This window comes from Micromonospora sp. DT53 (assembly GCF_049841535.1).
Classification (GTDB): domain Bacteria; phylum Actinomycetota; class Actinomycetes; order Mycobacteriales; family Micromonosporaceae; genus Micromonospora.
Genome location: NZ_JBNCKM010000009.1, coordinates 33120 through 57439, shown reverse-complemented (window position 1 = coordinate 57439; position 24320 = coordinate 33120). Strand labels below are relative to the sequence as shown.

Genomic DNA, 24320 nt, shown 5'->3' with positions numbered 1-24320 from the left:
GCGGACCGTCAGCGGCCGAGGACGAGGTAGGCGAGGCCGAGGACGCCTCGGTAACCGCCGACGTACTGGCGCAACCGGTCGTCGAGTTCCGTGCGGACGTCGGCCGCACGGGGGTCCTCCGGGTACGCCAGCAGCCACTCCTGCCGGCCGGCGAGCCAGGTGGACTCGAAGTCGTCCCATTCCCGCTGGTCGGCGGTGCTCAGGTGCAGCAGCCGCCAGCCGCGCTCACGGGCGGCCTCGATCAGCCCGGGGAGGGTCGGGACCTCCGGGCCGAAGACCTCGGCGATCTCCGCCGTGGGGGACCGTTCCCAGTACGCGTCGCCGAACAGCAGCCGCCCACCGGGCCGGACCACTGCGGCGAGGGCGTCCAGGGCAGCCTCGGTGCCGCCGAAGGCGTGCGCCGAGCCGATGCAGAGGACCCGGTCGGCGGGCTCCTGCCACGCCGCCGCTTCCCCCATCACGAAGGCGACGTGCCGGTTCAGCGACCGACCCGCGGCCAGCTGCCGCCCTCGGGCGAGCGCGGCGTCGTCGGTGTCGACGCCGACGCCCCGGGTGGCGACCGGGCCGGACACACCGCCGGCGGCGACCGCCCGCAGCAGCAGCTCACCCCAGCCGCAGCCGAGGTCGAGCACGCGCGTGCCGGGGCGGACGTCGAGCCGTTGCAGCAGCAACGCGGCGTGCTCCGGCGAGAGCGGGGTGTTCCAGCGCATCCGCGCGTACCGGCTCGAGGCGAGGTGGTCGGTTGACTGCATCCGTTGATGGTGTCAGGCGTGCGCCGGTGCCGGCACCGGGGCGTACGGCAGGATCGGTGCTGTGGACGCGGAGCGTGCGGGGCCGGCGCGGCGGCCGACCCCGCAGGAGGTGGCGGCGGCGGCCGGCCGGGGTCTGCCGGACATCATCGGTCCCGGGCTGCGCGTGTTGTTCTGCGGCTACAACCCGGGCCTCTACTCGGCCGCCGTGGGGGAGCCGTTCGCCCGCCGGGGCAGTCGGTTCTGGCCCGCCCTGCACGGGGCCGGATTCACCGACCGCCAGCTGCGCTCGTGGGAACGCGACGAACTGCTGCGGCAGGGCCTGGGCATCACCAGCCTGAGCAACCGGGCCACCGCCCGCGCCGCCGAGCTGACGTCGGAGGAACTGGTGGCCGGGGTCACCGGGTTGGCGGTGAAGGCCGAGCGCTACCGGCCCCGCTGGGTGGCGATCCTCGGGGTGACCGCGTACCGGATCGCCTTCGCCCGACCGAAGGCCGGTCTCGGTCCGCGACCGGATCTGCTGGGCCCGGCCCGGGTGTGGGTGCTGCCGAACCCCAGTGGCCTGAACGCGCACTTCCCCCTGCCGGCGTTGACCGCCGAGTTCGCCAAGCTGCGGCGGGAGCTCGACGCCTAGTCGGCCGCACTCCTAGCCAGCCGCGGCGGCCAGCCCCTGGTAGTAGGGCTGCATCGCGGGGTGGTAGTCGTCGAACTCCGGGCGGGGCGAGCCGTCCCGAGAGGCGAGGAGCAGGTCCAGGTAGTACTCCCAACCGGCGCCCACCTCGGCGATGCCCTCGACGCTGCTCAGGTGCTGCACGAACCGCAGCTCGGTGGTGCCGTCGGTTTCGGTCAGCGACAGCTCCAGCAGCCAGGTGCCGTAGCTGTCGATCATCGCCACGGCGAGGCGCCGCGGCGGTTCGCACGCGTCGATGCGCACCTCGGACCAGGGCTGCTCCTCCTCGTACGCCATCTGGACCCGGATGGTCCGTCCGGGCCCGGCGTCGCCCTCCCACGGGCCGTACCAGCGGGCCGTGCGTTCCGATTCGGTCAGGCTGGCCCAGACGTCCGCCATGGGGGCGTGGAAGGTCCGGGTGAGGACGAGATCGTGCCCGGTGGCGGTGCGAAACAGGCGTCCGGCGGGTGTGCGGGTCATGCCGTGTGCTCCCTTCGATGTTCCGCCGGGCCGCCGCTGCGGCGTTCTCGGCGGGTGCGATAGACCTCGGTCTCCAACGCGTCGAGGTGCCGTTCCCACCTGTCGACAGTGGTGAGCCCGGTGAGCCAGTCGAGCAGAGGGGCGAGCGGGCCCGGGTCGAGGCGGTAGATCCGCTGCCGTCCGACCAGTTCGTCACGGACCAGCCCGCTCTCGCGCAGCACCCGCAGGTGGCGGCTGATGGCGGGCCGGCTGATCGTGAACCGCTGGGCGATGTCGCCGGCGGAGAGGGGTTCGTCGTGCAGCATGGTCAGGATGTGCCGTCGCACCGGGTCCGCGATCGCGACGGTCACCTCGTCCACCCCGGAAGCGTAACCTATAAGTTACGGGTCTGCCCGTTGTGGACCCGCGACGCCGCGGATCCGTGCGTCGATGGTGGGCACATGATCACCTGAGCTGGCACCCTGGACGGCATGGCCGCCCCGCTTCGCTCCCGCCTGACCGACTGGACCTTCGCCGTACCCGTGCTCGCCGTCCTGGTATTGATCGTCACCTGGGGGCGGAACCTGCCCGGCCCGGTCATCGTGGTGGTCGCGCTGCTGCTCGGGGGCGCCGTGCTCGCGGCCGTGCACCACGCGGAGGTGGTCGCCCACCGGGTGGGGGAGCCGTACGGGTCGCTGGTGCTCGCCGTCGCGGTCACCGTGATCGAGGTAGCCCTCATCGTCACGCTCATGATCAGCGGGCCGGAGAAGACCCAGTCGCTCGCCCGGGACACCGTCTTCGCCGCCGTCATGATCACCTGCAACGGGATCCTCGGCCTGTCCCTGCTGCTCGGGGCGCTGCGCCGTCGCGTCGCGGTGTTCAACCCGGAGGGCACCGGCGGGGCCCTGGCCACCGTGATCACCCTGGCCACCCTGAGTCTGGTCATCCCGACCTTCACCACGGCCCGGCCCGGCCCGGAGTTCAGCCCGGCCCAGCTCGCCTTCGCCGCCGTCGCCTCGCTGGCGCTCTACGGGCTCTTCGTGCTCGTGCAGACCGGCCGGCACCGCGACTACTTCCTGCCTGTCGACAGCCGGGGCCAGGTGATCGACGCGGAGGAGCACGCCAAGCCGCCCACCACCCGCGCGGCGCTGATGAGCCTGGGGCTGCTGCTGGTGGCGTTGGTCGCGGTGGTCGGTGACGCCAAGACCGTCTCGCCGACCATCGAGGCCGGGGTCGCCGCGGCGAACCTGCCGCACGCGTTCGTCGGCGTGATCATCGCCTTGCTGGTGCTGCTGCCGGAGACCCTGGCCGCCGCTCGCGCAGCCCGCCGCGACCGCGTGCAGATCAGCCTGAACCTCGCGCTCGGCTCGGCGATGGCCAGCATCGGCCTGACCATCCCGGCCATAGCGATCGCGTCGATCTGGCTGGACGGCCCGCTGCTGCTCGGCCTCGGCGGCACCCAGCTCGCCCTGCTCGCGCTCACCGCCGTGACCGCCGTCCTCACCGTGGTGCCCGGCCGGGCCAACGTGCTGCAGGGCGGCGTACACCTGGTGCTGATGGCCGCCTTCGTCTTCCTGGCCGCCAGCCCCTGATCCGCACGGCCCCCACCACCCCCACCAGAACCGGTGATCATGAAGTTAGCGTCACGACACGCCGGCCGGGATGACGCTAACTTCATGATCACCGAGGTTCGGGGAGTGGTGGTGGGGCCTAGGTTGGCGGGATGACTGTGCTGTGGGTGGTGGTCGGGGGTTTTGTGGTGGTGGCGGGTGTGGCCTGGGGAGTTCTCGTGCGGCGGGGCCGGGCAGCGGACGGCGTCAGCGTCGATCGTGGGGCTGAGCGGGACGCTCGGGCGCGGCAGCAGCGGTACGAGGCCGAGCGGCACGGTGACCAGGGGGACACCTGGCAGCGCGGTCGGGAGTCGGGCGGTTGAGCGACCCTACTGGCCGTACGAGCGGCGCGTAGCCCGGGACGGCGACACCCCGCCCCGGAGCACTGTGGCAGGCCGCGCGGCGGCGCTCCTCGCCCACCCGTGGTCGCCGCGCGACACCTCACCCCAGCCCACCCGAGCCCGCTGTGCCGCAGCCGACCCGGGCCCACCGGGCGTGAACCGTTCGGCCACCTCGTGCGTGAATCGGTGAGGGGCGTGGCGGTCGTATCGTCGGGGTACAGCGCAGCGCGAGCACCGACGTCTGGGGAGGCACAGTGGCGGCACGGTTCGGACGCGACGCGCGGGGCCCGATGGCGGGTCTGCTGGTCGCCGCCCTGGTCTCCCTCGCCTGCGCCGGCGGTGGGCTGGCCGAGCCGGACGCCGAGCGCCCCGGGGCGAAGCCGTCGGCCGCCTCGCCGGGGCCGAGCACCACCCGAGCCGACAGCACCACAAGCGTCGCCGAGTTCGAGCAGGACGTCGCCGACGCGCAGGCGGTCGCCGAGCGGTACTGGGCAGCCCAGTTCAAGGAATCCGGGCAGCGGTTCCGACCGATCCGGCGGATCACCCCGTACCAGCGCGACGGCGAGGTGTCCTGCGGTGGCCAGCCGTTGCCCCGTAACAACGCCGTCTACTGCTCGCAGGGCGACTTCATCGCGTACGACGTCGCCTGGTCGGTGGCGGCGTTCCGCCAGGTCGGCGACGCGTTCGTGTTCTACCTGCTCGGGCACGAGTACGCGCACGCCATCCAGGTGCGGCTCGGCATCAACTACAGCTTCACCATCCAGCAGGAGTTGCAGGCCGACTGCATGGCCGGGGCTTACCTCGGCGACTCGGTGCGCTCGGGTGCCCTGACCCTGGCCGAGGGTGACCTGGACGAGTTCCGGGAGGGGGTGGCGGCGGTCGGTGACGACCCGGACCAGCCGTGGTTCGCGGAAGGGGCGCACGGCACCGCCGAGCAGCGCACCGACATGTTCTTCCGGGGGTACGAGGGTTCCCTGAAGGAGTGCGACCTGGGCTGAGCGGGGTTGCCCGCATCACCCTGGCGCCCGTTGCCGCCACCGAGCACGGGAGGTGCTGGCAGGATCGCCGGTGTCGGTCACGACCCTGGAGGTTCCGCTGAGCAGCCATCACCCCGCCGCTGTGCTCTTCGACATGGACGGCACGTTGGTCGACAGCGAGAAGCTGTGGGACGTCGCGTTGCAGGAACTCGCGAAGGAGTACGGCGGGGAGCTCTCCGTCGACGCCCGCCAGTCGATCATCGGCACCGCCATGGCCGAGTCGATGCGCATCCTGCACGACGACCTGGGACAGCCCGAACGGGATCCGGAGATCAGCGCGGCGTGGATCAACACCCGGATCCTGGAGCTGTTCCGTAGCGGTCTGCCCTGGCGGCCGGGGGCGTTCGAGCTGTTGCGCGCGGTCCGCGTGGCGGGGATCCCCACCGCGCTGGTCACCTCCAGCCCTCGGGCGCTTGTCGAGATCGCCCTGGACACCCTCGGTCGGGACAACTTCGACACGGTCGTCGCCGGCGACGAGGTGGTGGCGGCCAAGCCGCACCCCGAGCCCTACCTGACCGCGGCCCGGCTGCTGGGTGTGCCGATCGAGCGTTGCGTGGCGATCGAGGACTCACCGACCGGGGTGGCCAGCGCGCTGGCCTCGGGCGCGGCGGTGCTTGCCGTACCGGCGGAGGTGGCGTTGCCGAGCACTGTGGGCGTACACCAGGTGGAGAGCCTGACCGGCGTGGACCTGGCGCTGCTCGCGGCCCTGCTGACCGATCGGGCCGCGGCGACCGGCTGACCCGCCCGGCGCGGGTCCGACGGCGCTCGGCTGTCGCGACCGGCCTCGTTCAGGGGCGCTCGGCGAAGACCGCGGCGACCACCTGGTAGCTGTCGAACGCCCGCGCGGCCCCCGCGTACGCGGCCAGGTGGATGAACAGCTCGACGATCTCCTCCCTGGTCACGCCCGAGGTCAGCGCGATGCGCAGCTGCCCGCGCAGCGGCTCGTGGGTGCCGAGGGCGGCGGCGATCGCCACCGAGACCAGGCACCGGCTGCGCAGGTCCAGGCCTTCTCGGGGCCAGGCCGCGCCGAAGGTCTGCACGGTGGCGAGACGACGGAAGTCGTTTCCCACCGACGGCTCACCCTCGCCGAGCGGCAGGACCAGCGGCTGCCCGAGCAGCCGCTCGGCGTTGTCGAGTGCCCGCTGGTACGCGTCCTGATCGGTCATGTCACCGGCCCCGGTTCTCCGGCCGCCCGCTCGCGGGGCGGGCCGGCGCCCTGCCGGCAGCACCAGCCTGGCAGTCGCGTACGGGTGGCGGAGGGGGAATGGGACAGGCCGAGGCCCCCGGTCGCGCGGATGGCGGCCGGGGGCCTCGGCAGTGCCGATCAGTCGTGACTCAGTCGTGGGCGATGGCGCCCAGGACGTTGATCCGGGCCGCCCGGATGGCCGGGAGCACCGCGGCCACCACGCCGATGATGGCGGCGAGACCGAGGAAGACTCCCATCTGCCCCCAGGGCAGGATCAGGTCGGTGATGCCCTCGTCCTTGAGGGCCTCGACCACCGCGGCGCCGAGGCCGGTACCCACCGCGACGCCGAGCAGCGCGCCGAACACCGAGATCACCACCGCCTCCACGGTGATCATGCCCATGGTCTGCGACCGGCGTAGGCCGATCGCCCGTAGCAGACCCAACTCGCGGGTCCGTTCCAGCACCGACAGCGCCAGCGTGTTGATGATGCCGAGCACGGCGATCACGATGGCCAACGCGAGCAGGATCTGGATCATCGTGAGCAGGCCGTCGAGCGAACTCGTCTGCTGCTTGATGAACGCGTCCCGGTCGGCCACCGACACCTCGGGGCTGTCCGCGAGGAGCGTCTCCACCTGCGGCTGAACGTCGGCCACCCGGGTGCCCGGGGCCAGCTGGATGAAGCCCTGGATGGGCTGCGGGATGGCGAAGTCCTTCGCCGCCGTCACCGGCAACGTCACCGGATTGGTCAGCTGCGACGACTCGTAGATGCCGCTGATCGTGTACGTGCGCGCCTCGCCCCGGGTCAGCTGCACCTTGACGGTCGAGCCCACCGACCAGCCACGGGACGTGGCGGTGTCGGAACTGGCCAGCATCTGGGTCGGCCCGAGCCGGTCGATGTCACCGGCGGTCGGCTTCGCGCCGAAGATCTGCCGCAGCGACGCGATGTCGCTGCTCGCCGCGACCCAGGTGCTCTCGCCGTCGATCCGTCCCATGTCGCCGTACTCGCCGTCGACCATCCGCACACCGGGCAGGGTCTTGGCCCGGTCCAGCACACCCGGGTCGAAGCTCGGCGGGCGCGGGCCACCCTGCTGGCCGGCGATCACCAACTCGGCCTTGATGGTGTCCTGGGCGAGGGCGCTGATGCTGCCCTTGGCCGAGTCGAGGATGACCGTGACGCCGGTGACCAGCGCGATGCCGACCATCAGCGCGGCGGCCGTGATGGCCGTCCGGCGCGGGTTGCGCCCGGAGTTGAGCCGGCCCAGCTTGCCCGGCACCGACCAGGAGAAGATCGCGCCGAGCAGGCTCACCACCGGCCGGCTGATCAGCGGGGTCAGCAGCGCCACCCCGATGAAGGCGAACAGCACCCCGGCGAGGATGGTGGCCAGGGTCTGACCGCCGGCGTTGCCGCTGAGCCCGAGGAACAGCAGCACCGCGCCGACAGCGGTGACCAACGACCCGGCCACGGTGATCTTGGTCAGCGGCCGGTCCGGGGTGGCCACGTCCTGCATGGCCGCGATCGGCGGGATGCGGGACGCCCGCAGCGCCGGCAGCAACGCCGCCACCACGGTGATCACCAGACCGACGCCGAACGAACCGATCACCGCCGCCGCCGGTACGCCGATCCCGGCCAGGGTGAGCCCACCGGCGAGCTTGCCGAACAGGAACGCCAGCAGCGCGCCCACCCCGATGCCGGCCGCCAGGCCGAGCACCGACGCGATCAACCCCACCGCGATGGCCTCCAGCACCACCGAACCGATGATCTGCCGGCCGCTGGCCCCGATGGCGCGCATCAGCGCCAACTCCCGGGTCCGCTGCGCCACGATGATCGAGAAGGTGTTGAGGATCAGGAAGGTGCCCACCAGCAGCGCCACCGCGGCGAAGCCGAGCAGGATCTTGTTGAAGAAGGCCAGGCCCTCCTTCAGGCTGGCCGAGGCGTCCGCGGCGACCTGTTTGCCGGTCTTCACCTCGAAGTCCGCGCCCAGGGTGCGGGCCACGTCGTCGCGCAGCGTCTCGTCGGAGACCCCGCCGGCAGCCTGCACGGTGATGCTGCTGAACACATCCGGCTCGCCCAGCATCAGTCGCTGCGCCACCGGGGTGGTGAAGAAGACCTCGTTGACCCCGCCGATCGAGTCCCGGTCACCGCTGTAACCGAAGACGCCGACCAGTGTGAAGTCCCGCTTCTTCGACTCGAACGCGGTGAGCACGCCGACCTTCTGGCCGACCTGCACCTTCGCGGCCGTGGCCAACGCCTTGTTGATGACGATCTCGTCCTCGGCCTGCGGCGCGCGCCCCTCGCGCAGTCGCAGCAGCTCGCTCTCGCCGGTCCAGTTCTCACCCAACTGCGGCGGGCCGAACGAGGTGACCACCTTGCCGTTGCTGCCGATCACCCGGGCGCCGTCGGCGTTGACGACGCCGGTCGCCGAGGCCGCGCCCGGCACCTGCTTCACCCGGTCCACCAGGGCGGCCGGCAGCGGGGCGGCGGTCTGCTCGCCCTCCATCTCGTTGACCTGCACCTTCGGCTTCGCCGCGACGTTCACGTCGATCTCGGAGAAACCGTCGGCGAAGACCGAGTCGAAGGAGCGCCCCAACGTGTCGGTGAGCACGAACGCGCCGGAGACGAACATCACCCCGAGCACCACCGCCAGGCCGGACAGGATCAGCCGGACCTTACGGGCCAGCAGACTCTTCAGCGTCGCGCGGAACATCAGTTGCCCACCTCGGCCGCAGTGTCCAGCTTCTTCATGGTGTCCAGCACCGTCTCGGCGGTCGGCTCGATCAGCTCCGAGACGATCTCGCCGTCAGCGAGGAAGACCACCCGGTCGGCGTACGCGGCGGCCGTCGGGTCGTGGGTGACCATCACGATGGTCTGGCCGTGCTCGCGTACCGAGTTGCGCAGGAAGTTGAGCACCTCCGCGCCGGAGCGCGAGTCCAGGTTGCCCGTCGGCTCGTCCGCGAAGATCACCTCGGGGCGGGACACCAGCGCCCGCGCGCACGCCACCCGCTGCTGCTGCCCACCGGAGAGCTGCGCCGGCCGGTGGTCCAGCCGGTCCTTCAGACCCACCGTCTCGATCACCGTGTCGTACCAGGCCGGGTCCGGCTTGCGCCCGGCGATCGACAGCGGCAGCAGGATGTTCTCCTTGGCGGTGAGCGTCGGCAGCAGGTTGAACTGCTGGAAGATGAAGCCCACCTTGTCGCGTCGCAGCTTCGTCAGCCCCGCGTCGCCGAGCCCGGTGACGGTCGTCTCACCGATCGCCACCGTCCCCCGGGTCACCGAGTCCAGGCCGGCCAGGCAGTGCATCAGCGTCGACTTACCGGAACCCGACGGGCCCATGATCGCAGTGAAGCGGCCACGTTCGAACTCGGCGCTTACCCCCCGCAGCGCGATGACCTGAGCCTCGCCGCTGCCGTACACCTTCCACACGTCGTTCGCCCGGGCCGCGGCCTGCGCCTGCTGGCCTACCGTCGCGGTCACGTCATCTACCTCTTCCGTCTGTCCGAAAATGCACGCCGCCCCCCGATGGTCCGGCGCGACTGTTCAATCATCGGTGCTGAATCCCCCCGCCCCGTCCGACCCTGGGGGGACCCGGCGCGGATTTCCCGCTGCGGGTGCACCCCCATGTCGCATCAGGGTTGCCCCTGAGTCGACGGCCGGTCGACCGTTTTTCCCCACGGCGGCGGGCGGCAGCACCGACACTTCCACCTGACGCCACAGGAGGGTCAACCGAACCGAGCCATCTCCGGTCACGGTAGGTGACGATGGCAACGCCGGCCGTCCCCCCAGGGAGGGATCTTCGAGTACGCCGGGTGAGGTACCCGGGCCGGTCCGGCTACGCCCGAGGGCGGACCAGCCCCGACTCGTAGGCCAGCACCACCGCCTGCACCCGGTCGCGCAGCCGCAGCTTGGTCAGCACGTGCCCGACGTGGGTCTTGATGGTGGTCTCGCTCACCGACAGGACCGTCGCGATCTCGGCGTTGGACAGCCCCCGGGCCACCTGCACGAGCACCTCGCGTTCCCGGTCGGTGAGCGCCTTGAGCGCCGCCGACGGTGTCGCCGCCGGGTCGGGCAGCAGCTCGGCGAAGCGGTCCAGCAGTCGCCGCAGGATCCGAGGTGCCACCACCGCGTCCCCACCGGCGACCGTGCGGATCGCCGCGATCAGATCCTCGGCCGGCACGTCCTTGGCCAGGAACCCGCTGGCGCCCGCCCGCAACGCGCCGACCACGTACTCGTCCAGGTCGAAGGTGGTGAGCACCAGCACCCGTACCGGCAGTCGGGCGTCGACGATCGCCCGGGTCGCCGCCACCCCGTCCATCCGGGGCATCCGGATGTCCATCAGAACGACGTCGGGCAGCAGCCGGCGGGACAACTCGACCGCCTCCACACCGTCACCGGCCTCCGCCACCACGTCCAGGTCGGTCTCGGCGCCCAGCACCATCCGAAAACCGGTCCGCAGCAGCGGCTGGTCGTCGGCGAGCAGGATCCGCACCGGCCGCGCCGAGGGCGTCTGATCGCTCATCTCGTCCTCCGTCCCGCCGACGTCGTGGCGCGCACGGGTCATCCTCGCGTACCGGAGCCGGTGCGTCGCGGATCACCGTAGAGGCCGGCCGGTCGTCCTGTCCCGACCGCGGCGGCACCGCCGCGGTCGGGTCTCCGGCGTCGGCCTGCGGCGGGCGATCCCGGCGGCCTGAATCGCGGCGCCGTGCGCGCGCCTCGGTCAGCGAACCGTCACTCGTCGGCGCCCGGCGCCACCGGGGTGGACCGGGAGTCGCGCAGCGGGTCGGCGCTCGCCGCGCTGACCGGGAACGGCGGCGGGGTGCCGCCGAAGCTGGGACACAGCGCCTGGTGGCTGCACCAGTCGCAGAGCCGGCTCGGCCGGGGCCGGAAATCCTGCCGGGCGGTGGCCTGCTCGATCGCCCGCCACAGCGCCACCACGGTGCGCTCGAAGCGGACCAGCTCGTCGGCGTCCGGGGTGTAATCCAACACCTCGGCGTCGCGCAGGTAGAGCAGCCGCAGCACCCGGGGCACCACCCCCCGGGTGCGCCACAGCACCAGGGCATAGAACTTCAGCTGGAACAGCGCCCGCGCCTCGAACGCCTCCCGTGGGGCGCCGCCGGTCTTGTAGTCGACCACCCGCAGCGCGCCGTCCGGAGCGACGTCGAGCCGGTCGAGGTAACCCCGGATCAGCAACTCCTCGTCGACGACCGCGGAGATCAGGCTCTCGCGCTCGGCCGGCTCCAGTCGGGTCGGATCCTCCACCGCGAAGTAACCCTGCAACAGCCCGGCGGCGGAGCGCAGGAACTCGACCGGGCCGGCCGGCTCCGCGCCGTCGAAGATCGCGGCCAGCTCCGGCTGCTCGGTGACCAGCCGGTCCCACTGGGGGGCCACCAGGTCACCGGCCGCCTCCGGCGTGCGCCCGGTGGCGGGCAGGTCGAACAGGCGCTCCAGCACCGCGTGCACCAACGTGCCCCGGGCCTGCTCGATGGTGGTGCGCTCGGGCAGCCGGTCGATGCTGCGGAACCGGTAGAGCAGCGGGCAGGTCTTGAAATCCGCCGCCCGCGACGGGGACAGCGAGGCCCGCACCGTCGGCGGCGCCTGCGCCGCGGGGGAGGGTTGGGAGGTGGTGACCGATTCCGCCGTCATGTGGGCAAAGGTTAGGGCACCGGTATGACACCGACCGCCACCCGCCCCGCACAGGGACGGTCCGTAGCATCGTGGCGATGGAGCAGACAACCAGGCCGCCGCGCCGACCAGACCGACGCCTCGGCCTGAACGTCGGCCGGGTGTTCGGGGTGCCGCTGCACCTCAACGGCTCCATGGTCCTGCTCGCGGTGCTCATCGCGGTGCTGTACGGCGAGTTCGCCCGCCGACAACTGGACCTGCCGCAGCTCAGCGGCTACCTGATCGGCTTCGGGTTCGTCGTGTCGCTGCTCGGCTCGGTGCTGCTGCACGAGCTGGGCCACGCCCTCACCGCCCGCCGGTACGGCATCGGTGTGCGCGGGATCACCCTGGAGCTGCTCGGCGGCTACACCGAGATGGACCGGGACGCCCCGTCGCCCCGCGTCGACCTGCTGGTCTCGCTGGCCGGCCCGGCGGTCTCCGCGGTGCTCGGCGTCCTGGCGGTCGCCGCCACGCTCGCCCTGCCCGAGGGGACCGTGGCCCACCAGCTCGCCTTCCAGCTCGCGGTCAGCAACGTCATCGTGGCGGTGTTCAACAGCCTGCCCGGGCTGCCGCTCGACGGCGGTCGGGCGCTGCGCGCCGCCGTGTGGGGGCTGACCCACGACCGGCACCTCGGCACCGAGGTCGCCGGGTGGGCCGGCCGGATCGTCGCCGTCGGCACCGCGGCCCTGGTCGTGCTCCTCACCGTCGAGCGGCGTCTGGCGCCGCTGGCGCTGCCGCTGATGCTGCTGGTCGCCGTCACCCTCTGGCGCGGTGCCGGGCAGTCGATCCGGGCCGCCCGGGTCAGCCGCCGGTTCCCGCTGATCGACCTCGCCCGACTGGCCCGTCCGATCTGGCCCGTGACCACCGGTACGCCCCTGGCCGAGGCCCAGCGCAGACGCACCGAGAGCGGGCAGCCCGACGCGGCGCTGCTGGTCACCGACTCCACCGGTCGACCGGTGGCGCTTGTCGACCCGGCCGCCGCCGACGCGGTGCCGGTCGAGCGCCGACCGTGGCTGGCGGTGGACGCCGTCGCCCGGTCACTGGGCACACTTCCCACGCTGCCGGTCGGGTGGGACGGCGAGCGGGTGATGGAGGCCGTACAGACCCACCCGGGCGCGCAGTACGTGGTGACGTCAGGCGAAGATGTCGTCGGCATTCTGCACATCGCGGACCTGGCCCAGCTCCTCGAACCCAACCGGAAGATGACACCGTGACCGCAACTCCCTCCACCGTCGCCGCCGACCCCGCCACCCCGGCGCTGACACCCGTGCACCGGGGGCCGTTCCGGCCCGGCGACCGGGTCCAGCTGACCGACCCCAAGGGGCGGATGCACACCGTGACGCTGGAGCCCGGCAAGGAGTTCCACACCCACCGCGGCATCCTGGCGCACGACGCGCTGATCGGGCTCCCCGACGGCAGCGTGGTGACCACCTCCGGTGGCGGCACCGCGTTCCTGGCCCTGCGGCCGCTCCTGTCGGACTATGTGCTGTCCATGCCACGCGGCGCCCAGGTGATCTACCCGAAGGACTCGGCGCAGATCGTCGCGATGGGCGACATCTTCCCCGGCGCCAAGGTCCTCGAGGCCGGCGCCGGCTCTGGCGCGCTGAGCTGCTCCCTGCTGCGTGCCGTCGGCACCGAGGGCGAGCTGCACTCGTTCGAGCTGCGCGACGACTTCGCCCAGATCGCCAAGCGCAACGTCGAGGCCTTCTTCAACGGGCCGCACCCCTCGTGGAACCTGCACGTCGGCGACGTCGCGCAATGCCAGGAGACCGGCTTCGACCGGATAATCCTGGACATGCTGACCCCCTGGGAGACCCTCGACATGGTCGAGCGGGCGCTGGTGCCCGGTGGGGTGTTCATCGGCTACGTCGCCACCACACCGCAGCTCTCCGAGCTGGTGGAGGCGTTGCGCGAGCGCGGCGGCTGGACCGAGCCACGGGCCTGGGAGTCCCTGGTGCGCGACTGGCACGCCGAGGGCCTCGCCGTCCGCCCAGACCACCGGATGATCGCGCACACCGCCTTTCTGGTGTCCGCGCGCAAGCTGGCCCCGGGGGTCACCGCGCCGCCGCGCCGCCGCAAACCCAGCAAGGGCACCGAGGCGTACGTGCAGCGCCGCCAGGACCTGCGCGAGGCGGAGGCGGCCCGACAGGCCGCTGCCGCCCAGGCGGCCGGCGCGCAGCCCAACGGTACGGGGGAGATGGACAGGCCGTGACCATCGAGCTGGGTGTCGGCACCGCCGAGCAGGGGGAGACGCTGGCATGAGCCGACCGGGCTACGGCGGTGGAGACCTCCCCGCGGTCTTTCCCGACTGGTCGCCCTACCAGGACCTGGAGTCGGCGGCGCGGGCCTACCTGCGCGACCCGGACGTCGCCCTGGAGGCCCTCGGCGGCGTGCTGCGCGGCGCGTCGGTGCTCGGCTTCACCCTGGAACGTTTCGTCAACGAGGTCAACGGGGTGTGGCAGGAGGTCGTCGTGTGCGACGGCAGTCGGCTCATCCTCTGGCACGGCGAGGACGTCCCGCCGGAGGAGGGCCCGCCGGGTTCGATGACCTCGTCGCTGCGGGTGGTGCCGATCTCCACAGTCACCGAGGTGGGTTGCCGGCGGCGGCTCAACCGTGCCGAGAGCGGCGAGATCCGGGTCGACAGCATCGACGTCTACCTGTTGCTCACCTCGTTGGACGAGGCGCCGCCGAGCGAGGAGATGGCCGGCACGCCCCGGCACGACGCGCTGCGCTTCGGCAAGACCCTCGACGACGGCGGGGCCGGGCAGATCGCCCGGTTGGAGGAGTTCGCGCGGTTGGTCGCCTCGGTGGTCGGCCGTCCGATGCTCTGAGGCGTACCCCGGTTGTGGAGCCGGCCGGGCCGCGCGGCCCGGCCGGTGGGTCAGTCTTCCTCGGCCTCCGGGCCGGCGACCTCGACGCCGTCGCCGCGCACCACGTGGATGCAGTCGCCCGGGCACTCCTTCGCGGAGTCGATCACCTCGAGCCGCAGGTGCGCGGGAACGTCGACCCGGCTGCCCGGCGCCATCCGCAGCTCGCCGTCGGCGCCCTTGACGTAGGCCAGGCCGTCGATGTCGAACTCGAACACCTCTGGCGCGTACTGCACGCAGAGCCCGTCGCCCGTGCAGAGATCCTGGTCGACCCAGACCTGCAACTCGTCGGTCGCGACCTCGGCCACCGGCGCACCCCCCATGTTCTCCCGTGCCACGCTCCGACGGTACCCGAACGCCGGTAACGGCCCGTCAGGCCACCCTTGGCGATCAAGGTTCGGTGACGAGGGTGTTGCGTGGGACCGAATCGGCCTCATAGCGGCTAGTGTTAGGGCAGAACGTTCAAGCCCCCCGGGGAGGTGGGACGTGGCAGCACGTAGCGACGACGCGGACTCGCGCGCCGCACGGTGGGAGAAGGAAGCCCACGATCTCTCCACGCAGGTCGCGTTCCTGCAGGAGGAACTCGCCCTGGTGCGGCGCAAGTTGACCGAAAGCCCCCGACACGTCCGGCAGCTCGAAGAGCGGCTGGCGGCCACCCAGGCACAGTTGGCGCGGCTGACCGAGAACAACGACCGGCTGGTGAGCACCCTCAAGGAGGCTCGCACGCAGATCGTGACGCTCAAGGAGGAGATCGACCGGCTCGCGCAACCGCCGAGCGGGTACGGCGTCTTCCTGGCCAAGCACGAGGACGGCACGGTGGACGTCTTCACCGGCGGCCGCAAACTGCGGGTCGCGGTCTCGCCCTCGCTCGACGTGGGCGACCTGCTGCGCGGCCAGGAGGTCCTGCTCAACGACGCGCTCAACATCGTGGACGCGTTCGGCTACGAGCGGGTCGGCGAAGTGGTGATGCTCAAGGAGATCCTGGAGGGGCCGAACGGCGGGCCGGGCGACCGGGCGCTGGTGGTCTCCCACTCCGACGAGGAGCGCATCGTGCACCTCGCCGAGACGCTCATCGGCTCGGCGATCCGGGCCGGCGACTCGCTCATGATCGAGCCCCGCTCGTCGTACGCGTACGAGCGGATTCCGAAGAGCGAGGTCGAGGAGCTGGTCCTGGAGGAGGTGCCCGACGTCGACTACGGCGACATCGGTGGCCTCCAGTCGCAGATCGAGCAGATCCGCGACGCGGTGGAGTTGCCGTTCCTGCACGCGGACCTGTTCCGTGAGCACCAGCTCCGCCCACCCAAGGGCATCCTGCTCTACGGCCCGCCCGGCTGTGGCAAGACGCTCATCGCCAAGGCGGTGGCCAACTCGTTGGCCAAGAAGATCGCCGAGCGTCAGGGCAAGGAGAAGCACACCAGCTTCTTCCTCAACATCAAGGGCCCCGAGCTGCTCAACAAGTACGTCGGTGAGACCGAGCGGCACATCCGGCTGATCTTCCAGCGCGCACGGGAGAAGGCCGGCGAGGGCACGCCGGTGATCGTGTTCTTCGACGAGATGGACTCGATCTTCCGGACCCGCGGCTCCGGTGTCTCCTCCGACGTGGAGAACACCATCGTCCCGCAGCTGCTCAGCGAGATCGACGGCGTGGAGGGGCTGGAGAACGTCATCGTCATCGGCGCCTCCAACCGGGAAGACATGATCGACCCGGCGATCCTGCGCCCCGGTCGCCTCGACGTGAAGATCAAGATCGAGCGACCGGACGCCGAGGCGGCCAAGGACATCTTCTCCAAGTACATCCTCTCCGGGCTGCCCCTGCACCCGGACGACCTGGCCGAACACGGCGCCGACCCCCAGGCCACCGTCGCGGCGATGATCGACGCCGTGGTGTTGCGGATGTACTCCGAAACCGAGGAGAACCGGTTCCTCGAGGTCACCTACGCCAACGGCGACAAGGAAGTCCTCTACTTCAAGGACTTCAACTCCGGCGCGATGATCCAGAACATCGTCGACCGGAGCAAGAAGATGGCCATCAAGGAGTTCCTCACCTCGGGTCGCAAGGGGCTGCGTCTGCAGCACCTGCTCGACGCCTGTGTCGACGAGTTCCGCGAGAACGAAGACCTCCCCAACACGACAAACCCCGACGACTGGGCGCGCATCTCCGGCAAGAAGGGCGAGCGGATCGTCTACATCCGCACGCTCGTCTCCGGCGGCAAGGGCGCCGAGGCCGGCCGGTCCATCGAGACCGCCAGCAACACCGGCCAGTACCTGTAGGCAACGGTCAACCGGGGCGACGCGTTTCGACGCGTCGCCCCGGTTGTCGTTCCGCTCGTGTCCGGCGGGCTGCCCCGCGGGTCAGCTCTGCCCGTCGGTCCCGCGGGTCAGCTCTGCCCGTCGGTGAAGATCCACTTGCGGGACACGAAGAGATTCAGCACCGCCAGGCCCCCGGTGGTGAGTATCTTCGCGACCAGGTACGGAAGGCCGGCCCAGGTCAGCCCCTGCACGAGGGCGACCGTGAGAGCCAGGTTGACGATCACCAGCAGCAGATACCGCCACGCCTGACCGCCGACGTCGCCGGTCGAGCCGAACGACCAGGCGCGGTTGAGCCCGAAGTTGACCACGAACGCCACGGCGAAGGCGAGCACCGTGGCGAACGGTAGCCACACTCCCAGCACACCGTGGAACAGGTAGAGCGCGCTGGTGTCGGTGATCGCGCTGAGACCGCCGACGATCAGAAACCGCACCTCGCTGCGGCGTGTCAGGCCTGCGAGCGTCGCCGAGGCCGCCGCCCTCATCGCTGACCCTCGGATGCGGACCCGCCATGTGTCGTCACGGTGGAGCACGCTATCGTCTCCCCGTCCCGCGATCGCCCCGAGACCCCCCGAAGGTGTGCAGTGACCGACATGCCGAGCGTCTCCGTCCACCCGACAGCCGAGGTGGAAACCGGGGCCGAGGTCGGAGCCGGGACTCGGATCTGGCACCTGACGCATGTCCGGTCGACCGCCCGCATCGGCGCCGACTGCACGCTCGGCCGCAACGTGTTCGTCGACGCCGGGGTCACCATCGGCGACCGCGTCAAGGTGCAGAACAACGTCTCGGTCTACCACGGTGTCACGCTCGAGGACGAGGTGTTCGTCGGCCCGAGCGCGGTCTTCACCAACGACCTCAACCCGCGCGCCCAGAACCCGGACTGGAAGGTCACGCCGACCCTGGTCCGCACGGGCGCCTCCATCGGCGCCAACGCCACGATCGTCTGCGGCACCGAGATCGGGGAGTTCGCCCTGGTGGCCGCGGGCGCCGTCGTCACGCGCGATGTGCAGCCGTACCAACTCGTGGCCGGCAACCCGGCCCGGCACCTCGGCTGGGTCAACCGCAACGGCGAGGTGGTCGCCCGCGGCGACGAGCAGTTGCCCGCCGGCGTCCTCGAAGAGCGCTGAACCCCACAGGAGACAACCTCTCATGTCTATTCCCATCACCTCGGTGGTCATCGGCCCCGAGGAAGAGGCCGCGGTCCTGTCGGTTCTGCGGTCCGGCAGGCTGGCTCAGGGTCCGATGGTCGCCGAGTTGGAGCGGTCCTTCGCGGAGCTGTGCGGTGTCCCCCACGCCGTGGCCGTCAGCAACGGCACCGTCGCCCTGGTGGCCGCTCTCGAAGCGCTCGGCCTGCAGCCCGGCGACGAGGTGATCACCACTCCCTTCAGCTTCGCGGCGACCCTGAACGCGATCCTCGAGTCCGGAGCGACGGTCCGCTTCGCCGACATCCGTGACGATTTCACCATCGACCCGGCCTCGGTCCAGGCGCTGGTGAACGAACGGACCAAGGCCATCCTCCCGGTGCACCTCTACGGCCTGCCCGCGGACATGACGGCCCTCACCGCGATCGCCGACACCGCCGGGCTCGCGATCGTCGAGGACGCCGCCCAGGCGCACGGCGCCCGCGTCGGCGACCGGGCGGTCGGCTCGTTCGGCGTCGGCTGCTTCTCCATGTACGCCACGAAGAACCTGCAGTGCGGCGAGGGCGGCCTGATCACCACCTCCGACGACGCCATCGCGGACCGGCTCCGGCTGCTGCGCAACCAGGGCATGCGGGTGCGGTACCAGTACGAGGCGCCGGGCCACAACTGGCGGCTGACCGACCTCCAGGCGGCCATCGCCGTGCCGCAGGTCGGCCGGCTGGCCGAGACCACGGCCCGTCGAGCCGCGAACGCCGCGAGGCTGACCGCCGGCCTCGCCGACCTGCCCGGGCTGACCACCCCGTCGGTGCCTGCGGGGCGTAGCCACGTCTGGCACCAGTACACCGTGCGTATCGGCGCCGACGCGCCGCTGACCCGCGACGACCTCGGCAAACAGCTTGACGAGCGGCAGATCGGCTACGGTCTGTACTACCCCCGCCTCATGCACCACTACGACTGCTACGTGGGCCACCCACAGATCGGCACGGACGAGACCCCTCGTGCCCTTCGCGCCGCCGAGGAGGCGCTCTCCCTTCCTGTTCACCAGCACCTCGCCGACGACGACGTCGACCAGGTGATCGAGGCCGTACGAGGTGCGTTCAATGCCTAACTTGGCGATCATCGGCGCGGGCATCATGGGCGCGAACCACGGTCGCGTGGCCCGCGCCACGCCGGACGTCACCGTCACCTCCGTCTGCGACCCCGACCCCCAGCGGGCCGCCACCCTGGCCAAGGCCATCGGCGCGGACTACACGACCGACCTCGACGAGGCGCTGGCCGGCGTGGACGCGGTCATCCTGGCGACCCCGAGTGAGACCCACGGCGAGTTGGGCGCGCGCATCCTGCGCAGTGGCCGGGACCTGCTCGTCGAGAAGCCGATCGCGACCTCCGTCGCCGACGCGCGGCACCTCATCGACCTCGCCGAGAAGCACGAACGCGTGTTGATGGTCGGCCACGTCGAGCGCTTCAACCCGGCGGTGACGGAGCTCCTCCAACTGGTGGACGACCCGCTGTCGTTGGAGATCACCCGGGTCGGCCCGTTCTCCAACCGCGCCCTCGCCGACGTCCTGCTGGACCTGATGATCCACGACGTCGACCTGGCCCGGACGGTGGCCGGCTCGGAGATCGTCGCGCACCGCGCGGCGACCCGGATCGTCCGCTCCGCAGAGCAGGACCTGGCCTTCGCCCTGCTCATGTTCGAGAACGGCATGATCGCCAACATCACGGCGAGCCGGGTCAGCCAGAACAAGATCCGCCGCGTGACCCTCACCCAGCGCAACGACTGCGTCATCGCCGACCTGCTGCGCCAGCAGGTCGAGGTGCACCGGATCGAGCACTCCGAGTTCCTCTCCGAGGGTGGCGTGCGCTACCGGCAGAGCGGCCGGGTCGAGATCCCCTTCCTCTCGCAGCACGGCGAGCCGCTGATGCACGAGCTGCGGCACTTCGCCGACTGCGTCGTGAACCGTCGCCGACCGGTGGTCAGCGGCGAGGACGGCCTGGCCGCGCTCGAGGTGTGCCTCCAGATCCGCGACACCGCGCTGGTCGGCTGAGCATGTACAAGGGTCAGAAGGTTGCCGCCGTCGTCCCGGCCTACAACGAGAGCCGGCTGATCGGCAAGACGATCACCACGATGCCCGACTTCGTGGACTTCATCGTGGTCATCAACGACTGCTCCACCGACGACACCTCCGAGCGCGCTCGCGCGGTGGGGGACCCGCGCGTCGTCGTCATCGACCACGAGAAGAACACAGGCGTCGGTGGTTCGATCATGGACGGGCACGAGCGGGCCCTCGCGCTGGGCGCCGACATCAACGTCGTGATGGCCGGCGACGCCCAGATGGACCCGGCCTACCTGCCGGCGCTGCTCGACCCGATCTGCGACGACGGCTACGAGTTCACCAAGGCGAACCGCTTCTTCTCCCGCACCTCGTTCGCCGACATGCCGGCCGTACGGATGCTGGGGAGCGTCGCCCTGTCGTTCGCGACGAAGGTCGCCAGCGGCTACTGGAACCTCTTCGACCCGCAGAACGGCTATACCGCGGTGTCCCGATCGGCCCTGCTGCGACTCAACGTCGCCGCCGTGGCACGCGGCTACGAATTCGAGAACGACCTCCTGATCTGGCTCAACATCGCCAACGCCCGAGCCAAGGACGTGCCGATCCCCGCCAGCTACGGCGAGGAGGTGTCGACGATGCGCATCCACCGGGTGGCCCCCCGCATCGCCAGCCTCCTGTTCCGCGGCTTCTGGCGGCGGATGCTGCTCAAGCACGTCCTCGCCTCGTTCTCCGCGGTCGCGCTGCTGTTCTTCACCGGCCTGTTCCTCATCCTGTTCGGCTCCGGCTGGGGGATCTGGGTGCTGGCCGAGACGCTCGGCCCACCGGTCGCCACCACCGGCAGCGTCCTGCTCTGCGTCGGGCCGCTGCTGACCGGCATCCACATGCTGATCTCCGCGCTCACCCTGGACATCCAGTCGACGCCGGACTGACCGGTATCGAGGCCTGATCCGTTCCACGCCCCCCTGAAAGGCAGCGCAGAGAACCGCGATGACCGAACAACCTGCGGCCGGCGACGGCGCCGTCGCCGGCGCCCGCCGGGTCTGGATCCTGGCGTTCGTCGGCTTCCTGCTGACCATCGGGGCCTGGTCGGTCGCCGCCCCCTACGACGGCACGCCGGACGAGCGGGAACACATGATCCGCGCCGCCGGTGTGGCGGCGGGGGAGATCGCCCCGCCGCCGGCGGCCGCCAAGAAGGGCTCGGGAGCCTTCCAGGACGTGCCCGCCGGCCTGGTCAGAGAACAGTGCTGGCAGTTCAAGCCGGCCATCTCGGCCGCCTGCGCGGTCCCACCGGGCAGCGACGACACCCCCGTGCGCGCCGGCACCGGCGCCGGTCGCTACCACCCCGTCTACTACGCCCTGGTGGGCTGGCCGCTCGACCTCTGGCCGGGCTGGTCCGGGGTGCTGCTCGCCCGGTTCATCAGCGCCGGCATTGCCGCAGCGCTGCTGGCCAGCGCGTTCGTCGTGGCGGTGAACTGGTCCCGGCGTCGTCTGATGGTCGCTGGGCTGCTGGTCGCCGTCACGCCGATGGCCGCCCAGATGGCCAGCGCCGTGAACCCCAACGGCGTGGAGATCGCCGCCGGCGTGGCGTTCTTCGCGGCGACCATCCCCCTGTTCCTGGACCGCCGGCCGAAGCCGCACCACGGGCTCCTCATCCTGGCTGGCGTCAGCGGCCTGCTGCTCGCGATGCTGCGCCAGACCGGGCCACTCTGGCTGGCCGCGGCGTTCGTCGCCTTCGCCTTCCCGTGGCGGCAGAGCAACGTCGTCCGGCTGATGCGCGAGAAGGCCGTGTGGTGGTGGGTCGGCGGCATCGCCGTCGCGGCCCTCACCGCCGTCGGCTGGGGCGTCGTGATGAAGTCCTCCGACCTCGGCAACTACGGCGGCAACGTCTACACCTACGGTCAGGCCGCCCTCGCCGAGGCCGACCGGTGGCGCGGCTACCTCGACCAGATGGTCGGAGTGACGTCGTGGCTGGACACCCGAATGCCCGCGCCGATCTACCTGACCTGGCAGTTCGTCGCCGCGACGCTACTGATCGGGGCGTTCGTCTTCGGCCGGTTGGTCGACCGTTGGCGACTGCTCGTCCTGATCGTCGCCGGCACCGTCGTGCCGTCCGTGATGCAGGTGGCCCTGGTCAAGCAGACCGGGTTCGTCACCCAGGGCCGTTACATGCTGCCGATGCTCGCCGGGGTGATGCTGTTCGCCGCGTACGTCTGGGAGGAGCGAGGGCTCGACGCGACCCGCAGCCGAACCCTGGTCCGCCTCAGCGTCGTCCTGCTCCTGCCGATCCAGCTCTTCACGCTGGTCCTGACGATGGTGCGGTGGCAGGACGGGCTGCCCAAATACCTGACCTTCCGCACCTTCAACCCCTTCGCCGGCGACTGGCACCCGCCGCTCGGCTCGATCACGCCCCTGCTGGCGAGCGTGCTCGGTCTGACCCTGCTCGGCGTCCTCGCCTGGCGGGTCTCGATGCGCCCACTGAGCGAGCCCGGCGAGCCGACGCCCGCGATCACCGAGCCGGCGCCCGCGGCGGATCTTCGCTGATCGACCGACCGGCCGACCGCGCCCGGTGCGGGCGTTGCTGTCGGAATCGGACTAGTCTGGAGTGCAGGGCCGATCGAGCGGTAACGCGCCGGCCGGCGCGGGCGTGGACCGGTACGTCAGCGAGCTGAAGCGGGGCGCGGGATGAGCGTACGGCGAATCATGGGCACCGAGGTCGAGTACGGCATCTCCGTGCCTGGGCAGGCCGGAGCCAACCCGATGGTCACCTCATCGCAGGTGGTCAACGCCTACGGGGCACGTCCAGAACTCAACCGGGGCGGCCGGGCCCGGTGGGACTACGAGGAAGAGTCGCCGCTGCGCGACGCCCGTGGCTTCACCTACTCCGGCGCCGCGTACGACCCCGCCGAGGCGCTCGCGGACGAAGACCTCGGCCTGGCCAACGTGATACTCACTAACGGCGCACGGCTCTACGTCGACCACGCCCATCCGGAATACTCCACCCCGGAGGTCACCACCCCCCGGGACATCGTGCGCTGGGACAAGGCCGGCGAGCGGGTGATGGCCGAGGCGTCCCGCCGGGCCGCCACCATCCCGGGCACCCAGCCGATCCACCTCTACAAGAACAACACCGACAACAAGGGCGCCAGCTATGGCGCCCACGAGAACTACCTGATGCGTCGGCAGACACCGTTCGCCGACATCGTGGCGTACCTGACGCCGTTCTTCGTCACCCGGCAGATCGTCTGCGGCGCCGGCCGGGTCGGCATCGGCCAGGACGGCGGCCAGAGCGGCTTCCAGATCTCCCAACGCGCCGACTTCTTCGAGGTCGAGGTGGGTCTGGAAACCACGCTCAAGCGTCCGATCATCAACACCCGCGACGAGCCGCACGCCGACGCCGACAAATACCGCCGGCTGCACGTCATCATCGGCGACGCCAACCTCTCCGAGATCTCCACCTACCTCAAGGTCGGCACCACCGCCCTGATCCTCACCATGATCGAAGAGAAGGCGCTCGGTGCCGACCTCGGCATCGCGGACCCGGTCAGCGAGCTGCGCGCCGTCAGCCACGACCCCTCCCTGACGCACCGCATGCGACTGCGCGACGGTCGCCGGCTCACCGCCCTGGACCTGCAATGGGCCTACCTGGAGCGGGTCCGGTCCTTTGTCGACGACCGGTACGGCACCGACGCCGACGAGCAGACCGTCGACGTGCTCGACCGCTGGGAGAGCGTCCTGGACCGGCTGGGCCGGGACCCGATGCTCTGCGCCGACGAGTTGGACTGGGTGGCCAAGCTACGGCTGCTGGAGGGCTACCGGGAGCGGGAGAAGCTCGGTTGGGGCTCGCACAAGCTCCAGCTCGTCGACCTTCAATACTCCGACGTCCGGCCGGAGAAGGGCCTCTACCACCGCCTGGTCAGCCGGGGGGCGATGAAGACGCTGCTCACCGACGACGAGACCCGCACCGCGATGACCGAGCCCCCGGAGGACACCCGGGCCTACTTCCGCGGTCGCTGCCTCGCCCAGTACGCCTCCGAGGTGGTCGCCGCGAGCTGGGACTCGGTGATCTTCGACGTGGGTCGGGAGTCGCTGGTCCGGGTCCCGATGATGGAGCCGGAGCGGGGCACCCGCGCACACGTCGGCGCCCTGTTCGACCGCTGCGCCAGCGCCAAGGACCTGCTGGAGACGCTGACCGGGGGCTGATTCCGGATTCGTCTGCCCGTCGTGCGCCGCAAGCCGGCGCGC

Annotated in this window: 25 protein-coding genes; 15 read left to right on the top strand and 10 right to left on the bottom strand. The window is 71.2% G+C overall.

Annotation, left to right across the window (positions count from 1 at the left end):
• Nucleotides 1-8: 8 nt before the first annotated feature.
• Nucleotides 9-752, bottom strand: coding sequence for an SAM-dependent methyltransferase (locus ACLQ3B_RS25515; protein ID WP_425783229.1), 744 nt, complete (start codon nucleotides 750-752; stop codon nucleotides 9-11).
• A 61-nt stretch (nucleotides 753-813) separates the two neighbouring features.
• Here ACLQ3B_RS25515 and mug point away from each other — a divergent pair, with 61 nt between their 5' ends.
• Nucleotides 814-1383, top strand: a complete 570-nt coding sequence (gene mug, locus ACLQ3B_RS25510) for a G/U mismatch-specific DNA glycosylase (protein WP_425783228.1) — start codon at nucleotides 814-816, stop codon at nucleotides 1381-1383.
• Nucleotides 1384-1395: 12 nt separating this feature from the next.
• Here mug and ACLQ3B_RS25505 read toward each other — a convergent pair whose 3' ends face one another.
• Nucleotides 1396-1899, bottom strand: a complete 504-nt coding sequence (locus tag ACLQ3B_RS25505) for an SRPBCC family protein (protein ID WP_425783227.1) — start codon at nucleotides 1897-1899, stop codon at nucleotides 1396-1398.
• Entirely contained in the window at nucleotides 1896-2258 is a 363-nt protein-coding gene (locus ACLQ3B_RS25500) for a metalloregulator ArsR/SmtB family transcription factor (protein WP_425783226.1), read from the bottom strand. Before ACLQ3B_RS25500 ends, ACLQ3B_RS25505 begins: the two co-directional genes overlap by 4 nt.
• A gap of 111 nt (nucleotides 2259-2369) precedes the next feature.
• Between ACLQ3B_RS25500 and ACLQ3B_RS25495 the strand changes: the two genes are divergently transcribed.
• The 4 genes from ACLQ3B_RS25495 (at nucleotide 2370) to ACLQ3B_RS25480 (ending at nucleotide 5605) form a co-directional block, all read left to right on the top strand.
• Entirely contained in the window at nucleotides 2370-3470 is a 1101-nt protein-coding gene (locus ACLQ3B_RS25495) for a calcium:proton antiporter (RefSeq protein ID WP_425783225.1), read from the top strand.
• Between the two features lie 131 nt (nucleotides 3471-3601).
• Nucleotides 3602-3811 (top strand): hypothetical protein, encoded by a 210-nt coding sequence (locus ACLQ3B_RS25490; RefSeq protein ID WP_425783224.1) that lies wholly within the window; start codon nucleotides 3602-3604, stop codon nucleotides 3809-3811.
• Between the two features lie 272 nt (nucleotides 3812-4083).
• Nucleotides 4084-4827 carry a neutral zinc metallopeptidase gene (locus ACLQ3B_RS25485; RefSeq protein ID WP_425783223.1) on the top strand — a complete coding sequence of 248 codons (744 nt, stop codon included), beginning with the start codon at nucleotides 4084-4086 and terminating at the stop codon, nucleotides 4825-4827.
• A 121-nt stretch (nucleotides 4828-4948) separates the two neighbouring features.
• The gene (locus ACLQ3B_RS25480; protein ID WP_425783490.1) at nucleotides 4949-5605 is read left to right on the top strand and encodes an HAD family hydrolase; all 657 of its coding nucleotides are present in this window, start codon (nucleotides 4949-4951) and stop codon (nucleotides 5603-5605) included.
• 49 nt (nucleotides 5606-5654) lie between these two features.
• Here ACLQ3B_RS25480 and ACLQ3B_RS25475 read toward each other — a convergent pair whose 3' ends face one another.
• From ACLQ3B_RS25475 to ACLQ3B_RS25455, 5 genes are all read right to left on the bottom strand, one after another.
• Nucleotides 5655-6032: a carboxymuconolactone decarboxylase family protein gene (locus ACLQ3B_RS25475; protein WP_112640307.1), complete on the bottom strand. Its 378-nt coding sequence runs from the start codon at nucleotides 6030-6032 to the stop codon at nucleotides 5655-5657.
• A 169-nt stretch (nucleotides 6033-6201) separates the two neighbouring features.
• Nucleotides 6202-8757: an ABC transporter permease gene (locus ACLQ3B_RS25470; protein WP_425783222.1), complete on the bottom strand. Its 2556-nt coding sequence runs from the start codon at nucleotides 8755-8757 to the stop codon at nucleotides 6202-6204.
• The gene (locus tag ACLQ3B_RS25465; RefSeq protein WP_124816963.1) at nucleotides 8757-9524 is read right to left on the bottom strand and encodes an ABC transporter ATP-binding protein; all 768 of its coding nucleotides are present in this window, start codon (nucleotides 9522-9524) and stop codon (nucleotides 8757-8759) included. The genes ACLQ3B_RS25470 and ACLQ3B_RS25465 overlap by 1 nt, the downstream gene beginning before the upstream one ends.
• A gap of 355 nt (nucleotides 9525-9879) precedes the next feature.
• Nucleotides 9880-10566 (bottom strand): response regulator, encoded by a 687-nt coding sequence (locus tag ACLQ3B_RS25460; protein WP_425783221.1) that lies wholly within the window; start codon nucleotides 10564-10566, stop codon nucleotides 9880-9882.
• A gap of 209 nt (nucleotides 10567-10775) precedes the next feature.
• Complete coding sequence (locus tag ACLQ3B_RS25455) at nucleotides 10776-11690, bottom strand: RecB family exonuclease (RefSeq protein ID WP_425783220.1); 915 nt, start codon at nucleotides 11688-11690, stop codon at nucleotides 10776-10778.
• A 77-nt stretch (nucleotides 11691-11767) separates the two neighbouring features.
• Here ACLQ3B_RS25455 and ACLQ3B_RS25450 point away from each other — a divergent pair, with 77 nt between their 5' ends.
• The 3 genes from ACLQ3B_RS25450 to ACLQ3B_RS25440 are packed head-to-tail and all read left to right on the top strand — an operon-like array spanning nucleotide 11768 to nucleotide 14539.
• Nucleotides 11768-12922, top strand: a complete 1155-nt coding sequence (locus ACLQ3B_RS25450) for a site-2 protease family protein (protein WP_425783219.1) — start codon at nucleotides 11768-11770, stop codon at nucleotides 12920-12922.
• Nucleotides 12919-13920 carry a tRNA (adenine-N1)-methyltransferase gene (locus tag ACLQ3B_RS25445; protein ID WP_412100268.1) on the top strand — a complete coding sequence of 334 codons (1002 nt, stop codon included), beginning with the start codon at nucleotides 12919-12921 and terminating at the stop codon, nucleotides 13918-13920. The genes ACLQ3B_RS25450 and ACLQ3B_RS25445 overlap by 4 nt, the downstream gene beginning before the upstream one ends.
• 46 nt (nucleotides 13921-13966) lie before the next feature.
• Nucleotides 13967-14539 carry a hypothetical protein gene (locus ACLQ3B_RS25440; RefSeq protein ID WP_425783218.1) on the top strand — a complete coding sequence of 191 codons (573 nt, stop codon included), beginning with the start codon at nucleotides 13967-13969 and terminating at the stop codon, nucleotides 14537-14539.
• A 50-nt stretch (nucleotides 14540-14589) separates the two neighbouring features.
• On the opposite strand, the gene ACLQ3B_RS25435 is transcribed toward ACLQ3B_RS25440, so the two are convergent.
• Nucleotides 14590-14883: a ferredoxin gene (locus tag ACLQ3B_RS25435; RefSeq protein ID WP_425783489.1), complete on the bottom strand. Its 294-nt coding sequence runs from the start codon at nucleotides 14881-14883 to the stop codon at nucleotides 14590-14592.
• A 178-nt stretch (nucleotides 14884-15061) separates the two neighbouring features.
• Between ACLQ3B_RS25435 and arc the strand changes: the two genes are divergently transcribed.
• Nucleotides 15062-16846 carry a proteasome ATPase gene (gene arc / locus ACLQ3B_RS25430; RefSeq protein WP_425783217.1) on the top strand — a complete coding sequence of 595 codons (1785 nt, stop codon included), beginning with the start codon at nucleotides 15062-15064 and terminating at the stop codon, nucleotides 16844-16846.
• Nucleotides 16847-16953: 107 nt separating this feature from the next.
• Here the strand turns inward: arc and ACLQ3B_RS25425 are convergent, their stop codons facing one another.
• Nucleotides 16954-17367 (bottom strand): GtrA family protein, encoded by a 414-nt coding sequence (locus ACLQ3B_RS25425; RefSeq protein ID WP_425783216.1) that lies wholly within the window; start codon nucleotides 17365-17367, stop codon nucleotides 16954-16956.
• A 108-nt stretch (nucleotides 17368-17475) separates the two neighbouring features.
• Between ACLQ3B_RS25425 and ACLQ3B_RS25420 the strand changes: the two genes are divergently transcribed.
• The 6 genes from ACLQ3B_RS25420 to dop all read left to right on the top strand — a co-directional run bounded on the left by ACLQ3B_RS25420 (nucleotide 17476) and on the right by dop (nucleotide 24278).
• Entirely contained in the window at nucleotides 17476-18009 is a 534-nt protein-coding gene (locus tag ACLQ3B_RS25420; RefSeq protein ID WP_425783488.1) for an acyltransferase, read from the top strand.
• Between the two features lie 22 nt (nucleotides 18010-18031).
• A complete protein-coding gene (locus ACLQ3B_RS25415; RefSeq protein WP_425783215.1) occupies nucleotides 18032-19132 on the top strand; it encodes a DegT/DnrJ/EryC1/StrS family aminotransferase in 1101 nt (366 codons plus the stop codon).
• Nucleotides 19125-20072 carry a Gfo/Idh/MocA family oxidoreductase gene (locus ACLQ3B_RS25410; protein WP_425783214.1) on the top strand — a complete coding sequence of 316 codons (948 nt, stop codon included), beginning with the start codon at nucleotides 19125-19127 and terminating at the stop codon, nucleotides 20070-20072. The genes ACLQ3B_RS25415 and ACLQ3B_RS25410 overlap by 8 nt, the downstream gene beginning before the upstream one ends.
• 2 nt (nucleotides 20073-20074) lie before the next feature.
• Nucleotides 20075-21007: a glycosyltransferase family 2 protein gene (locus ACLQ3B_RS25405; RefSeq protein ID WP_425783213.1), complete on the top strand. Its 933-nt coding sequence runs from the start codon at nucleotides 20075-20077 to the stop codon at nucleotides 21005-21007.
• Nucleotides 21008-21065: 58 nt separating this feature from the next.
• Nucleotides 21066-22619, top strand: coding sequence for a DUF2142 domain-containing protein (locus ACLQ3B_RS25400; protein ID WP_425783212.1), 1554 nt, complete (start codon nucleotides 21066-21068; stop codon nucleotides 22617-22619).
• Between the two features lie 141 nt (nucleotides 22620-22760).
• Nucleotides 22761-24278: a depupylase/deamidase Dop gene (dop, locus tag ACLQ3B_RS25395; RefSeq protein ID WP_425783211.1), complete on the top strand. Its 1518-nt coding sequence runs from the start codon at nucleotides 22761-22763 to the stop codon at nucleotides 24276-24278.
• The last annotated feature ends 42 nt before the right edge of the window (nucleotides 24279-24320 follow it).

Bases quoted from the DNA above. Each gene is read 5' to 3' on its own strand.
- ACLQ3B_RS25515 (WP_425783229.1), bottom strand. From the start codon at position 752: ATGCAGTCAACCGACCACCTCGCCTCGAGCCGGTACGCGCGGATGCGC.
- ACLQ3B_RS25505 (WP_425783227.1), bottom strand. From the start codon at position 1,899: ATGACCCGCACACCCGCCGGACGCCTGTTTCGCACCGCCACCGGGCAC.
- ACLQ3B_RS25495 (WP_425783225.1), top strand. From the start codon at position 2,370: ATGGCCGCCCCGCTTCGCTCCCGCCTGACCGACTGGACCTTCGCCGTA.
- ACLQ3B_RS25490 (WP_425783224.1), top strand. From the start codon at position 3,602: ATGACTGTGCTGTGGGTGGTGGTCGGGGGTTTTGTGGTGGTGGCGGGT.
- ACLQ3B_RS25475 (WP_112640307.1), bottom strand. From the start codon at position 6,032: ATGACCGATCAGGACGCGTACCAGCGGGCACTCGACAACGCCGAGCGG.
- ACLQ3B_RS25470 (WP_425783222.1), bottom strand. From the start codon at position 8,757: ATGTTCCGCGCGACGCTGAAGAGTCTGCTGGCCCGTAAGGTCCGGCTG.
- ACLQ3B_RS25460 (WP_425783221.1), bottom strand. From the start codon at position 10,566: ATGAGCGATCAGACGCCCTCGGCGCGGCCGGTGCGGATCCTGCTCGCC.
- ACLQ3B_RS25455 (WP_425783220.1), bottom strand. From the start codon at position 11,690: ATGACGGCGGAATCGGTCACCACCTCCCAACCCTCCCCCGCGGCGCAG.
- ACLQ3B_RS25450 (WP_425783219.1), top strand. From the start codon at position 11,768: ATGGAGCAGACAACCAGGCCGCCGCGCCGACCAGACCGACGCCTCGGC.
- ACLQ3B_RS25440 (WP_425783218.1), top strand. From the start codon at position 13,967: ATGAGCCGACCGGGCTACGGCGGTGGAGACCTCCCCGCGGTCTTTCCC.
- ACLQ3B_RS25425 (WP_425783216.1), bottom strand. From the start codon at position 17,367: ATGAGGGCGGCGGCCTCGGCGACGCTCGCAGGCCTGACACGCCGCAGC.
- ACLQ3B_RS25420 (WP_425783488.1), top strand. From the start codon at position 17,476: ATGCCGAGCGTCTCCGTCCACCCGACAGCCGAGGTGGAAACCGGGGCC.
- ACLQ3B_RS25415 (WP_425783215.1), top strand. From the start codon at position 18,032: ATGTCTATTCCCATCACCTCGGTGGTCATCGGCCCCGAGGAAGAGGCC.
- ACLQ3B_RS25410 (WP_425783214.1), top strand. From the start codon at position 19,125: ATGCCTAACTTGGCGATCATCGGCGCGGGCATCATGGGCGCGAACCAC.
- ACLQ3B_RS25405 (WP_425783213.1), top strand. From the start codon at position 20,075: ATGTACAAGGGTCAGAAGGTTGCCGCCGTCGTCCCGGCCTACAACGAG.
- ACLQ3B_RS25400 (WP_425783212.1), top strand. From the start codon at position 21,066: ATGACCGAACAACCTGCGGCCGGCGACGGCGCCGTCGCCGGCGCCCGC.
- dop (WP_425783211.1), top strand. From the start codon at position 22,761: ATGAGCGTACGGCGAATCATGGGCACCGAGGTCGAGTACGGCATCTCC.